Below are 13,238 nucleotides of genomic sequence, written 5' to 3' on the forward strand. Positions count from 1 at the left end.
TTAATCGAACACAAAACTATCGCTGCAATCTTAAAGGCTCCTTGACCGTAGATTAAAATTCGATTAAGGCCCTTTTCGCAACGAATGAGACGTTTTACGCTAAAAACTATTCCGCTAAACCTCTGATTATGAGATAAAATAACTCTTCGAATGATGAAAAAAGAAGAAAATGGACATAGAGATTCTAGTCTGTTTGTTAGTCTAAAATTAAAAATGATTAATCAATCTTAAGGAAAGATTAAATGCATGGTTGTGCCACCAGGCTTGGTAGAAGAAATCTGGATTTCGATATTATGGCGGTTGAGGATTTGTTTGGTTAAGTAAAGGCCAATGCCATGCCCAGGAATATGGCTCGTTTTTTTGCTTCTATAGAACAAATCAAAAATCTTTTCGATTTCTTCTTTTTCTATGCCTTTTCCATAGTCGGTTATACTTATTTTCAGGTTATCTGACAAAGTATCAATTGTTAGCTCCACAGGTTTATCGTCTGAAAACTTGAGTGCATTATCAATAATATTATTGATAGCCACAAACAGGAGGTCACGGTTACCTTTAATTTCGAGCAAATCTTCTTGTATATCAACCCCTGTTTTAAAATTGATTATTACCTTTCTGTCAGGATACTCAATTTTTTTCTTGTCGAGTATACTCCATATTATTTCATCAATGCGTACGTTCTGAATGAGCTTGTTACTTGTTGTTTCAAGGTTCGATAAGGTTATGAGCCCTTCAAGTACTGATTTCAGATGCAGGCTACTCATTCGTAAAGCTTGCAATAAACTTTTATACTCTTCGGTGCTCCTATCTTTACTTAAAGCCACTTCAATGTCTCCTATAATTATGGCTAAAGGTGTTTTTATTTCATGCGAGGCATTTCTCAGAAAATTCTTCTGAATCATAAAACTCGATTCAATTCTTCGAAGCAAGTAATTAAACTCATTTATTAATTGATTTATTTCGTCGTCTTCATCTGGGTATTCCAATCGTTTATCAAAATCATCACCCTTTATTGAATTTACTTGCCTGATAAGGTCATTGAAAGGTTTAAATGTTTGTTGAGCCAAAATCTTGGTAAGAAAAAAGTGCATTACAGTACCCAAAACACCAAACAAAACCAGCATCTGTATTAATAGAATAATTTGCTTTTGCCCTTGCAGGTCTTCCCCTGAAACTAAAATAACAAAGTCTCCCTGGTTATCTTTATAAAATAAGGCTAACAGTTGCCTATTATCTTTTTTAAAGGCATATACCCCATCTTTTATAGTTTGCGATAGAATATAGTTAAGATTTTCGAGGTGTAAAGAATTATTGATGTAGATAGTTTTTGTATCAGCCCGGTATATCTGAATTAGTTCATTTGAAATCCTTTTGAATTTCCGTTCAGTCTTTTCATGAGTTACATCATTAACCTCATCTTTTTCTAAGTAAAAACTCGCCGATAAATTGGCAATGCCCAGAAGTTTGGCTCGGTAAGCCTCTTCGGTAAAATACTTAAAAAGCAGGTAGGTACCAAGCACAATAAATGCCATAGTACCAAAAAACAAAAGTGTGGACCGATATGTAAGTTTTTTCCTAAGACTCATTGCTTTTCATCTTAAACATATAGCCTGTACCTTTTATGGTATGAATAAGCGGTTGACTAAAATCTTTATCAAGTTTTTTTCTAAGAAAATTAATATAAACGTCTACAACATTAGTATTGGTATCAAAATTCAAATCCCATACGGCTTGTACAATCTGGATTCTTGATAAAGCCCGTTCTCTGTTTCGCATAAAATATAAAAGTAACTTATACTCCAGAGGTGAAAGGTTCAAAGGTTTTCCGTCTCTTGTAGCACTTTGTTCATCGGCATTTATCACAACCCCAGCATATTTCTGAATATCAACCATGCCTTTGTTAAACTCAACCCGCCTTAACTGAGCCTGTATACGTGCCAATAGTTCTTCAAACAGGAAAGGCTTACTTAAATAATCATCGGCTCCGGCTTTTAAGCCTTCTACTTTTTCTTCGGGGCTATCAAGCGAGCTTAAAATAATAATCGGCGAAAGATTTTTTCTTTTTCTTAGAATTTTACAAACCTCAAAGCCATAAATATCAGGAAGCATAATATCAAGAATGATGACGTCGTAAGGATATGACATAGCCTCTTCAACACCCTCAAAGCCATTATCAACAATCTTTACTAAATAAGATTTTTCGGTGAGACCTTTATGAATAAACGAAGCTACTCTTTTATCGTCTTCAATTAATAGGATGTTGGCCATGATTAGTTTACTTAATTTTTAAGACATAGAGCAAAACTACATTCAAACATAAGCTTCTTAACGTATTCTTGCAAGAAAATCAGCAATACTCCAGAATTTTTAGAACGCAATATGTTGAACTATAGTTTTAAACTTCTAAAAAATAAAGCATAAAAACAAAAGCAACAGTAGCATTTACTACCGTTGCTTTTGTTTTTCAGAATCATAATTTCATTTCTCTGAAAATTGTGTTCTGATTAATTAAATCCAAACTTCTTTAATCCTTCTTTGCTTAATTTAAGCGCCTCAAATGGTTTCATACCATCAAAAGTTTGGTCTTGCTCTACTATATAATATTTCATACCAGAAAGTTTTTTGTTATCCAAGATTCTTTTGAAGTCGATTTTCCCTTGCCCAACTGGCGCAAATCTTTCTTGAGAATCCATGTCTTTTACGTGCCAGATTTTAAAACGGCCAGGATATTTTTTGAAATAAGCTACCGGGTCAACTCCTGCTTTAGTTACCCAGTATAAATCCATCTGAAAATTCACATACTTAGGGTCTAAATGCTCAAGTAAATAATCGATTGGTACAATGCCATTTTTGTTAGCTTCAAACTCAAAATGGTGGTTATGGTAAAGAAACTCCAATCCGGCTGCATGTGCTTTGCGGGCAATTGTGTCAAGGATATTGGCAAGTTTTTCAACATCATCATCCATTGATATACTTCTGGTTTTAGGGTCAAATTTAAACATCCCCATTGGCGGAACAGGAGCGATAAAATATTTAAAACCTGCAGCTTTTACATCGGCAATTAGTTTATCTGCATTTTCGGTAGTCATAGACCCCATATGAACAGAAATAGGTGTAAGACCCAAAGTTTTAAGATAAGATTTGAATTCATCTGGGGCCATTCCATAAAATTTGCCATCTTGGTAATCTACTGCTTCTATGTATTTAAACCCCAAGTCTGCCACTTGCTTTAGTGTTGCCTTTGGGTCTTTACCCATTTCATTACGCACAGTATATAATGTCATACCCCCTGACTTCTTTTGAGAAAAGCCTGTCAAGCTTATTAACATCAAGATAAATAAGCTCAAAAGCCTAAAAGAACGAATGTTTTTCATTTGATTAAGAATTTTTGTAGTAGTTAATTTTGAAAGTTAGTTTCATTTCAAAAGCAAAAATAGAAAACTATTGGTAATATCTAAAAAAAAGACAATAAAGAAAATATAGTTTTTTCTCCGAATAGTTTTATTTGCAAAGAAGTAGTTAAGGTACATAGCTTCAAACCATATACATTCAACAGAAGTATTTCATTGCTGCTTTAATTTAAAAAAGTGTTTTTAATTATTTGAATAAAAAAGTTAGAGCCGAAGTTATTATACATTTGATTCGTGAAGAAAAAAGCACCACTGCTTCTGCAGTCCTAGGCCATACTGAGTGGTAATGAGATTTACCAGATAAATTACCTGCTTGGCAAACTGTGTGTTGGCGGCCGTTTTTATAAAATTTGAGACGTTAATCGAAAATAGTAAGAGTTTTTTTAAATTGCTTTCATTCAATTAACAATAGTATTTATATCGAATAAGGTTTTAATAGATAACTTTTAAACTGGTAGCTCATAAACTCTTATTCGGTATAAACTCTAATAAAGAAAATAAAAATTTAACTCAAACACTTAGATACTATTATTCTTTTTTATCTTCTGTTTTTAAACAGGCTCTCAGAACTCTAAATTAGATTAAACTTAAAATAATTGATATGCAAACTAAATGTCTCTGGCTATTGGGATTATCAGGTGCTGGAAAAACTACGCTTGGAGAGCAATTAATAGCTGAATTAAATTCTCAAAATAAGAAGTGCATTTTACTTGATGGAGACTTATTACGAAAAGGCCTCAATAATAATCTGGGGTTTTCGACTGAAGACCGCCTCGAAAATGTTAGAAGAACAGCAGAAGTAGCAAAGCTTTTTCTAAATGAGGGTTATTGGGTAGTTGTTGCCATGATAACTCCGCTTGAAATAATGAGAACAGAAAATCGTAACATTTTAAATATGGCCTATACAGAAATATTTATTGATACGTCATTAGAATTATGCCAAAAGAGAGATCCAAAGGGACTTTACAAAAAAGTATTACAAAATAAGATTACTAATTTCACGGGCATTGATTCTCCTTTTGAAATACCTGCATCGCCAAATTTAATTGTGAAAACGTTTGACAGAAGTATTAGAGAATGTGTTGACCAAATAAAGGCATTTATTTTTTCTGATAAACTCTGAATAAATTTTGATATTCCGCAATCTTTTGATTCTTTTTATTAAAGATAGGCCTTTGTCTGATTTTTTGATTTTTGTCAAAAATTGCTATTTGATAATTGGGCATTAAGCTGGTTTCTAAGAAATTAAAGTCACAATGGTCAATAAAAAGTAAACCTTTAGGCTTTAACTTATCGTCGAGTTGCTTTAATTGACGTTCAAACTGCTCAAATGGATAGGCCGATTCTTTAAGGTTTTTATTATGTCTATTTTCAGGATGCTGAAAAACTGCCAGGCAAAAAATAGCATCGAAATCTTGTGAAGATAAAAATTTTGGAGAATGACTATGTAAGAATTTTCGATTTTCAGAAGCATATTTTCGATTAGCTTCTTTTAAACACCAATTATTTATGTCGACTCCGATGATAGTTGCATGAGGAATATATTCAGAAAGCGTAATTACTTCCTCACCTGTTGAACACCCGAATGATAATATTCTGGGATGTTCAATATTTTCAAATTCTTTCTTAGCTATCTGAAATAAATCAGGATACCGGTCTTTTTTGGTAAAGTTTGAAAATTGATGATAATGCTTCTTAAACCAAACTGAATATAATAATCGAGAACGATAAGAAGGTATTGCAACAAAACGGTAAATATTATAAAGAGACCATAATACTTTGTAAAATAGCTGGAATTTACCAACTTCCCAGCGTTTCTGTTTTAAAGTATTAATCAATTTCATTCTGATAGTTTTGGTAGTTTCAAATACATTCTAACTATAAACCTGTTTAAGCTTTTTATTTATTGTTGCGAACTAGATAAACTTTTGCAGATATTTAAACATACCTAAATAATACAATTTTAATAGGCTCAATAAGGAGTTAATTTTTTAAAATCATTGGTTTAACTGTAAATTGCTTGAATCACATATTCTTCAGGCTTACAAAACCCCGTAATAATTTGGTTTCCTACGAGTGTCCATGCATGACCTTCGATTTTACCATCACCACCTTTCTTAAAACCTATAAAAATCTGATAGGGAATCTGATAGTATTTGCAGAGTATCATAGCCTGATAGGCTTGATGCCTGCAAACATTTTTCCAAACTGTATATTTTTCAACAATCCTAATCGCAAAGCGTATATCATTAACTAAATTCATATCTAAATTCAAAATACCTTGGTTTCCTGAACTGATACGCCCAAACGTAGCCCTCTGCTTAAAAAACTTAAATAATAAGAAGCTGTAAAATGATAAGAATCCAACAAAGAAAATTAGTAGTTTCTGACGAACGCTGAGTTTCATAAAACTTCTTACTTTCTGCCATGTTTTCATTTCAAAACATATTTTTTTTCTTCTAACTTCAAAAGCGCATTTTCTACTTCACGCTTACAGTCCTTTTCCGAGATTGCATATTCATTGCATAAATTATGCACAATCTGGTCAACTTCTAAGCCAACTTCCACCCCTTTCAATATTTTAAAAAACGTTTCGTTGAGCGATACATACTCATTCTTTTCGGTATCATACACTACACCTTCATCGCCCAATTGGGTAAAAAGTATTTTTTCAGAGTTTAATTGATATTTCATTATATATGCTGGTTTACCAATAGCCAAATTTTTGCATCATTGGTTTGTTAATTTCTCTTATTTTTTCAATTTGCTCGTTGCTTAATTCTTCTTTCCATCGCCCTACTTGCCCTTTAAAAAAGAAATTGGAAGAAGGAAGCAATTTTTCCTTAAAACCATGCTCTAATTCTTTTTTTTGTAATTTCTCAAATTTTGTTTCTTCAATCGCAAATGCTAATTGTTTGTCGTTAAACTCTAAACCAATTGCCTGTATAGCAGCCTTAAAAGTCTCATAAGGTTTCTCTTTCATGTCTTCATAACGCATAAAATGCACCGGAAATGTAGGTGCAGTAAGCCAGCTTTCTACGTGCATTGACCATGTACCGAAGGGTTGAAAAAATTGGTTATTAGTTGAATTTTGAATAGTGGCCATGCCCCCCTTAGGATTAATAATGTATTTTTTAATCGATTTTTCAACTCGTTCACCAAAATGATTTGCCAAAGACAACGCCACATCTAATGGATTTCTAATAATATAAATAGCCAATTTTGTTGGTTTTTCTGGAATAAGAGGCGCGTTGTCAGTTGGAGAGAAAGTAAAAGCATCATGTATTTTTATATAAAGTTGCTTTGAACTTGAAGCAGATAAGTGATTGAAGGCTATACGCTTAAATTGTTCAATTTGCACAGGATTCAGATAATCTGAGTTAAGGTCTAAGATACTTTCAACATAATTTTTATCTGAAAATGAACTATCGGTTGCCATTTTGTTTAAATCAACCTCTTTTTCGTTTAAAAGTGCTGTTAGAAACGAACGAAACCATGTATTTCCTGATTTTGGATAAGATGCCAACCAAACAATTTGTTTTTTCATTGGTTCTTTGCTAAACAAAGGTGTAGTTACTTTCTCCATAAAATTATTTAATCACTAGTTTCCTTTGGTTGATTGAATCAATAATTTGGTCTTCAATCATTTCAGCAAAACTCTCAAAAGTTGCTTGCCCCTTGGGTCTATAGGCTTTCCATAAAGGAATGGCACTAACAATACCTGTAAGCTGTTTAAATTGAACAAGTTGTTTTTTCATTCCATGTAACCATTGTCTTCGATAGACATTGTTTCCTAATTGCTGAATAGCTAACGACGGTTTTACTTTCTCAGTCTTCATCTCGCTTCCATCGGCATCTAAAAAAACAATTCCAACAACTTCCACTCTATCGCTCACAAACTGCTGATGAAACATAAAACCGTATTTATCTAATTCTAAGTTATAGCATAGTTCAAACTTCTCTGCTTCAGGTAAAACTTTTTGTTTTTCAATCGTATTTTGCCAAAGTCGAATCATCGGATAAGATGCCTGTGCGTAGCATTTTCCATTTTCAACAAACAAAACTGCAGTATCATCTGTAAATGGAGAGTAGCCTCTTTGCTGGAGCATTACTGATGTAGTAGATTTACCATTTCGTGATGGTGCTGCAAAAAGGAGAACCTTACTTTTATCAACAAATACGCCCGAGACATGAAACGGAATTAGATTGCGTTGAAACAAAGCCGCTGCCATACAATTTGCATAAAAAAACAACAAAACCTCATTCCAACTTCCGTTTGTACGCTCAATGATTACCTCTTTCCCATCTCTTATATAATAACGGGCTACTTCAGGAACGGCATATATGAATTCATTCTCATTAAAAATCGAAAATGGTTTTGTTTCGAGTGGCTGATTTTCTAAATGATCAGGAACATTTCCTTCAGAAACGTATAGAATTTGTTGTTCATCAAAAGTTTCTGTTGTGCTTACAAATGCTGCCAACTCTAGTGTTGAAATTACCGGAATACCGTAAGATAGGTATTTAAACATAGTTAGGTGTTTTTTTGTAAAATTAAGTACTTTTGAAGAAACTTAAAAGTTATTTACCCCCCCTATTAAAAGTACATTAAATTTATGTCGCAGTTTTTTGGTTGTATTGCCTTAAACCCACAAATAAATGTATCACAAGTTGGCTCTCAGATGACCCGTTCCATGAGTTTTTTTCAGGGAGATGCCATTGGAATGTATCAAACAAAAGAAATATTTATATGTAATACATTTATTTTTAATACACCAGAGTCTGTTAATACAACCAATATTTGTCAAAACGAAAGGTATGTTTTGGCAGCTACTTGCCGAATTGATAACCGTGAAGAACTGGCCAGCAAAATCAGTATAGAAAATCCGCTGAGTGCTTCTGACCACGAGTATTTATTAGCGGCTTATACTCACTTTCAGGAAAAATGTGTAGAATACATCATTGGCGATTTTTCGTTTGTGGTTTGGGATAAACACGAGCAAATGCTTTTTATAGCAAAAGACCATTTAGGCATCAAACCATTGTTCTATTACAAAGACGAAAACTTTTTTCTCTTTTCAACCTACACTCATGCCATTAAAGGTGTCAAATCTGTAAATCTTGCATTAGATGAACTGTATATAGCTCGTGAGCTTAAAAATTTCTCGCCAACTTATGAAGATACTTTTTTTCTGCATATAAAGCGGTTAAAACCTGCTCACTTTGTTAAATTCAACCCTCATGTTGGCCTTATTCAAGAGCAAAGATATTGGGAATTAAAAGCTATTGATATTTCTGCATTTAAAACAGAAGAAGAAATCTATGAAGAATTACGGAGACTGTTTACCCAGGCAGTAATTTGTCGTACACGAACTAACAAAAATATCGGTTGTCAACTTAGCGGAGGCTTAGATTCATCAGCTGTTGCGGTGTTACTTTCTCGAAACATTGATAAAAGCAGATTACATACCTATGCGTTTGTTTTAACTGATAAAACCAGGCCTTATTCTGAAAAAGGAATTGATGAACAAGAAACACAAAATATTATTCTCAAATATGCTGATTTGTTACAAGAGAACCACCACCAAATTAAAGAATTTCACCATAAAGATGTTTTCGAAGAATTTGAGACGAGTAACTTAATTATGGGTGGATATGCTAATTCTGATGCTATTTGGCAAGACACAATGTTTAAAAAAGCCGGCAATAATGATGTAGGATATATTATGAGTGGATTCCCTGGCGATGAATGCGTATCTAACAATGGCTATTTGTATTTCTACGATTATATCGGGAACAAACAATGGAAAGAAGTTGCACAATTAATTATTACACAAAAATTATCTGGATTGAAAAAAATAGCCTCTTACTATTATGCAAAGTATTCAGGCACTTACATGAGAGGTTACCAGAAATCTCTTATTCAAAGAAGTATACTTAATCCTCAATCGCCATTTAATAAAGAACTAATAAGAGATAAAGAAGCCTTTAAGTTTTACCCAACCTTTAAAGAATTTTTAAAAAATCAGGTTTGCCGCCCTCACACCAGCCATCGTACTGAATCTGAGGGGTTGTATGCTGCTCAATATGGTGTAGAGACAGTGTACCCTTTAGCTGATATTAGATTACTTGCTATGCTAATCAGTATCCCGACACAGATGTTTGCTCCACAAGATTATGACAGAGCTATTTTTAGAAATATGTGTTATCCTATTTTACCTGAGCAAGTTCGTATTCAAGTTAAACGGAATGGCGCCTTTACCCTTGCTTTTTTTGAATATTGGCATCATACTAGCCTGAATATGCTAAAAAAATATCGTTTTGCAGACAGTTTAGGTTTGATTGACACCAAAAAAAAATTCGATAATAAAGGGTTAATTAATTTAATCCGAAATATGAAAAGATACTCACTCGACTATCTTATTAATAAAAATGTAGAATAATTGATAAAGGGCATACCTGTTCGGTATGCCCTAAATAGAAATTAAGACTGATACGAGGCATTTTCAGTAACAAGATAAGCAGGTCCTCCGTTAATAGGCATCTCCTGCATTTCAGGTGAAATCCATAGCTTTTTTTCTGTAGTCACTTGTTCAGTTGGTAATTGGTTTTCCATGATTATTTTTTTAAGTTGTTAGCAAAATTTCACGTAAATTTAATGATAGATGAATAAAATCCCTCATCTATTATTAATTATTTTAAGGTCTTACAGAAAAATCTCATTTGAACCAATAATATAATTATAAAAGGATGTTTAAATTGTAGTAACCTGACTGAGAACTAAAGATTTTTTGACTACACAATCGGACACCGCTTTTAATGCATCAACTGGCACAGTTTATAATAAACACAATTGTAACTAATGAAATTTATTTTTTCGACATTAATACTTTCTTGTTTACCCTTTTTACAAGTATTTGCCCAACAACCTATCATACTTCACGATAGGTTAACACAGGTAAATGTTTCTGAATACGCAAGTGTTTTTCAAGATAAGAACAGGAATATCCCCTTCGAAAAGGTAATTCAGCAGAATTTTCAACCTAATAATAATAGCGCTTTCCATTTTTCATTTTCAGCCGATGTATTTTGGTTTAAGTTTCAGATTAACAATCAAAGTAAACTAAATCGAAATAACTGGTATTTCTTATGGAGCGATGGCCTTAGCGATAAGGTAGATATTTATGTACCACAAGCAAATGGCTCTTATAAAATCCTGAAAGGAGGGCTTTTGGCTTCACCTGACGAAAAAGTATATAAGGGGCTTTTCCCTATTTTTGAAGCGAAGTATTTACCTCCTGGGCAGACACTGACTTTTTACGTTCGTCTGCAGTCAAGCGAATCTATTAATGCACAACTCACATTAATGACACATCAATCATATATCGATATGATGCCCGGCACTTTAGCTATGGTTTGGCTCGTTATTGGTTTCCAGATTCTTCGGGTACTTTATAATATTATTTTAGCATTTTACATCAGAAATACCTCCTTTAGGTGGTATGCTTTTCATACGGTAATTGTAACAATTTCTGTCATGGGATCGTTTGGGGTTGTAGGTAGTATTTTTAGCAGTAATCCTCCAGTTGCCGGCTTTTTAAATGCTACTTTTTATGAGCTAATGCCTGCCACTTACACACTTTTTATTTTTTCACTACTGAATGTCAGGAAAAACTTTCCAAAAATCCGCTGGGTGTTTTTCTTTATAATTGCTTGTAGTGTATTACAAATACTGGCATACGCCTTTGTCCCTAAAATGTATCTACTTATATTCAATAATTACCTGTTTTTATTTACCGAGGCGTTTCTGAGTTGTATGTGCCTCTATGCTTTGATTAAGCGGATTTCGATGAATACCTACTTATTGATTCCGTGTTTTATTACTTTAGTGCCATTCATTTTTCTTAATCTCAGAGCTTTAGGATATATCAACTACGACTGGATATATCCGATGATTTACGCTACCAATTTCTTAGAAATAGTAGCCTTATCACTTGTACTCGGAAAAATCATAGAAAGTGCTGAAAATGAAAGAGTAAGTACTGAAAAAGCGCTATATAAAGAAAAAATTGAAGCCGAAAAACTACAGGAATTAGATACAGCCAAAACCCAGTTTTTTACAAATATATCTCATGAGTTCAGAACACCACTCACATTAATTTTAAATCCTATTGACGATTTAAGCAAAAAGTATCCGAACGAAACCCTGCTGGATTCGATGAAACGTAATGCCCAGCGCTTGTATATACTTATCAATCAGTTACTAGATTTGAGTAAACTTGATTCTGGCCAAATTGCAGTCAATATTCAACAGAATGATTTAGCCAGATTTATCCAGGCAATGGCAAGTTCGTTTAGCTCTCTGGCAGAAAGCAGAGGTATAAGATTTGAAATCATCCAGAACCGGAAAGAAGCCATTGCTTATTATGATGCAGATAAACTTGAGAAAATCCTCACGAATCTATTATCCAATGCTTTTAAATTTACACAAAATACTGGTAAAATAACCTTATCAGTGCAATATACCGATGATTTTAAGGAAGTAGAAATCATGGTAAGTGATACAGGTATTGGTATTGCTCCACGCAAAGTCAAACATATTTTTGACAGGTTCTTTCAGGCAGATGCCACCGACCAGCGTGGGTACGAAGGTACTGGCATTGGTCTGGCATTGGTAAAAGAAATGGTTGATCTACATCAGGGCAAGATTCGTGTCGAAAGTACAGAAGGCAAAGGCACTACTTTCTTTGTAAACTTACCTATTGACAAAATTACCTGGCAAAACCGGATTGTGCTTGCTGCTGAGCGCCACGAGCCATCTCTGCCCGACTTATCTTATCTAAAAACTGCTCCGCTATCTTTCAATCAGGAACAAACCCTGCAAAGCGAGGAAGAAAACATTCTGCTGATTATAGAAGACAATGAAGACCTACGGCAATACATCAAAAGTGTATTCGAAAACGATTATCAGATTATCGAAGCCGTTGATGGGCAAGAGGGTATCGAAAAAGCTTTAGCTTTTATTCCGGACATAATAGTGAGCGACCTGATGATGCCTCGAATGGATGGTCTGGAATTGTGTAAGTTATTAAAAAATGAAGAAAAAACTAGCCACATTCCTATTATAATGCTTACTGCCAAAGCCGATGTAAGTAACAGGATTGAAGGATTTGAATCAGGTGCCGACGACTACATCAGTAAACCTTTCAATAAAGAAGAGTTACAAGCCAGAGTAAAAAATCTGGTTACGCAAAGGGCAGTATTAAGGCAAAAATTCGAAAAACAAATAGTAGATTTAAAACCAACCGAAATAAAAATAGCATCAATTGATGAGAGATTCATCAATAAAGCAAAAGAGATTATTGAAAAAAATATTTCTGATAATGAATTTGATATAGAATATTTTGCACAGGAAATGAGCATGACGCCTGTAGTATTACGTCGTAAAATAAAAGCAATAACTAATCTGACAACTGCACAATTTGTGCGCAAATATCGCCTGCAAAAAGCCGCTAATCTGCTTCAAATACGTGCTGATACAGTTTCAAATATTGCTTATCAGGTAGGGTTCGAAAACCTGTCATACTTCACCCGAGCCTTTCAGGAGGAGTTCGGGCAAGCCCCTTCAGATTTTAGCAAATAATTGAGTTTTTAACAAAAAAGACAAAAAAAAGTCCATTTTGTGTTAAACATACTACTCAAAACTACTAAAGCCTCAACTCTGAGGCTTTTTTATTAACCAAAAAGTGCAAGAGAAAGTCTTTTTTTTGTTAAAGAAAATAGCCTTCTAAAAGCGACATTTGCTTAGAAAACCTCGATCTCCATTTAGGT

Annotated in this window: 12 protein-coding genes; 3 read left to right on the forward strand and 9 right to left on the reverse strand. The window is 33.8% G+C overall.

The window, feature by feature from the left end:
- Positions 1-227: 227 nt before the first annotated feature.
- The 3 genes from WAE64_RS17905 to WAE64_RS17915 all read right to left on the reverse strand — a co-directional run bounded on the left by WAE64_RS17905 (position 228) and on the right by WAE64_RS17915 (position 3,371).
- Positions 228-1,583, reverse strand: coding sequence for a HAMP domain-containing sensor histidine kinase (locus WAE64_RS17905; protein ID WP_340238934.1), 1,356 nt, complete (start codon positions 1,581-1,583; stop codon positions 228-230).
- Entirely contained in the window at positions 1,573-2,265 is a 693-nt protein-coding gene (locus WAE64_RS17910; RefSeq protein WP_340238935.1) for a response regulator transcription factor, read from the reverse strand. The genes WAE64_RS17905 and WAE64_RS17910 overlap by 11 nt, the downstream gene beginning before the upstream one ends.
- Positions 2,266-2,501: 236 nt before the next feature.
- Positions 2,502-3,371, reverse strand: a complete 870-nt coding sequence (locus WAE64_RS17915; protein ID WP_340238936.1) for a sugar phosphate isomerase/epimerase family protein — start codon at positions 3,369-3,371, stop codon at positions 2,502-2,504.
- A 637-nt stretch (positions 3,372-4,008) separates the two neighbouring features.
- On the opposite strand from WAE64_RS17915, the gene cysC reads away from it, so the two are divergent.
- Positions 4,009-4,530 (forward strand): adenylyl-sulfate kinase, encoded by a 522-nt coding sequence (gene cysC, locus WAE64_RS17920; RefSeq protein ID WP_340238937.1) that lies wholly within the window; start codon positions 4,009-4,011, stop codon positions 4,528-4,530.
- Here the strand turns inward: cysC and WAE64_RS17925 are convergent.
- The 5 genes from WAE64_RS17925 to WAE64_RS17945 all read right to left on the reverse strand — a co-directional run bounded on the left by WAE64_RS17925 (position 4,508) and on the right by WAE64_RS17945 (position 7,939).
- Positions 4,508-5,251 carry a class I SAM-dependent methyltransferase gene (locus WAE64_RS17925; RefSeq protein ID WP_340238939.1) on the reverse strand — a complete coding sequence of 248 codons (744 nt, stop codon included), beginning with the start codon at positions 5,249-5,251 and terminating at the stop codon, positions 4,508-4,510. The genes cysC and WAE64_RS17925 overlap by 23 nt on opposite strands.
- Positions 5,252-5,412: 161 nt before the next feature.
- Complete coding sequence (locus WAE64_RS17930; RefSeq protein WP_340238941.1) at positions 5,413-5,844, reverse strand: lasso peptide biosynthesis B2 protein; 432 nt, start codon at positions 5,842-5,844, stop codon at positions 5,413-5,415.
- Entirely contained in the window at positions 5,841-6,101 is a 261-nt protein-coding gene (locus WAE64_RS17935) for a PqqD family protein (protein WP_340238943.1), read from the reverse strand. Before WAE64_RS17935 ends, WAE64_RS17930 begins: the two co-directional genes overlap by 4 nt.
- Positions 6,102-6,114: 13 nt before the next feature.
- On the reverse strand, positions 6,115-6,954 hold the full coding sequence (locus tag WAE64_RS17940; RefSeq protein WP_340238946.1) for a sulfotransferase domain-containing protein: 840 nt from the start codon (positions 6,952-6,954) through the stop codon (positions 6,115-6,117).
- A 43-nt stretch (positions 6,955-6,997) separates the two neighbouring features.
- Positions 6,998-7,939, reverse strand: coding sequence for a hypothetical protein (locus tag WAE64_RS17945; protein ID WP_340238948.1), 942 nt, complete (start codon positions 7,937-7,939; stop codon positions 6,998-7,000).
- 84 nt (positions 7,940-8,023) lie between these two features.
- On the opposite strand from WAE64_RS17945, the gene WAE64_RS17950 reads away from it, so the two are divergent.
- Positions 8,024-9,850, forward strand: a complete 1,827-nt coding sequence (locus WAE64_RS17950; protein WP_340238950.1) for an asparagine synthetase B family protein — start codon at positions 8,024-8,026, stop codon at positions 9,848-9,850.
- Between the two features lie 41 nt (positions 9,851-9,891).
- Here the strand turns inward: WAE64_RS17950 and WAE64_RS17955 are convergent, their stop codons facing one another.
- Positions 9,892-10,023 (reverse strand): hypothetical protein, encoded by a 132-nt coding sequence (locus WAE64_RS17955; protein ID WP_340238952.1) that lies wholly within the window; start codon positions 10,021-10,023, stop codon positions 9,892-9,894.
- 246 nt (positions 10,024-10,269) lie between these two features.
- Between WAE64_RS17955 and WAE64_RS17960 the strand changes: the two genes are divergently transcribed.
- Entirely contained in the window at positions 10,270-13,050 is a 2,781-nt protein-coding gene (locus tag WAE64_RS17960; RefSeq protein WP_340238954.1) for an ATP-binding protein, read from the forward strand.
- Positions 13,051-13,238: the final 188 nt, after the last annotated feature.

Source organism: Emticicia soli (genome assembly GCF_037860775.1).
Classification (GTDB): domain Bacteria; phylum Bacteroidota; class Bacteroidia; order Cytophagales; family Spirosomataceae; genus Emticicia; species Emticicia soli.

What these genes read in the sequence shown, in the direction of transcription:
- WAE64_RS17905 (WP_340238934.1), bottom strand. Translation starts at nt 1,583, where the DNA reads ATGAGTCTTAGGAAAAAACTTACATATCGGTCCACACTTTTGTTTTTT.
- WAE64_RS17910 (WP_340238935.1), bottom strand. Translation starts at nt 2,265, where the DNA reads ATGGCCAACATCCTATTAATTGAAGACGATAAAAGAGTAGCTTCGTTT.
- WAE64_RS17915 (WP_340238936.1), bottom strand. Translation starts at nt 3,371, where the DNA reads ATGAAAAACATTCGTTCTTTTAGGCTTTTGAGCTTATTTATCTTGATG.
- cysC (WP_340238937.1), top strand. Translation starts at nt 4,009, where the DNA reads ATGCAAACTAAATGTCTCTGGCTATTGGGATTATCAGGTGCTGGAAAA.
- WAE64_RS17925 (WP_340238939.1), bottom strand. Translation starts at nt 5,251, where the DNA reads ATGAAATTGATTAATACTTTAAAACAGAAACGCTGGGAAGTTGGTAAA.
- WAE64_RS17930 (WP_340238941.1), bottom strand. Translation starts at nt 5,844, where the DNA reads ATGAAAACATGGCAGAAAGTAAGAAGTTTTATGAAACTCAGCGTTCGT.
- WAE64_RS17935 (WP_340238943.1), bottom strand. Translation starts at nt 6,101, where the DNA reads ATGAAATATCAATTAAACTCTGAAAAAATACTTTTTACCCAATTGGGC.
- WAE64_RS17940 (WP_340238946.1), bottom strand. Translation starts at nt 6,954, where the DNA reads ATGAAAAAACAAATTGTTTGGTTGGCATCTTATCCAAAATCAGGAAAT.
- WAE64_RS17945 (WP_340238948.1), bottom strand. Translation starts at nt 7,939, where the DNA reads ATGTTTAAATACCTATCTTACGGTATTCCGGTAATTTCAACACTAGAG.
- WAE64_RS17950 (WP_340238950.1), top strand. Translation starts at nt 8,024, where the DNA reads ATGTCGCAGTTTTTTGGTTGTATTGCCTTAAACCCACAAATAAATGTA.
- WAE64_RS17955 (WP_340238952.1), bottom strand. Translation starts at nt 10,023, where the DNA reads ATGGAAAACCAATTACCAACTGAACAAGTGACTACAGAAAAAAAGCTA.
- WAE64_RS17960 (WP_340238954.1), top strand. Translation starts at nt 10,270, where the DNA reads ATGAAATTTATTTTTTCGACATTAATACTTTCTTGTTTACCCTTTTTA.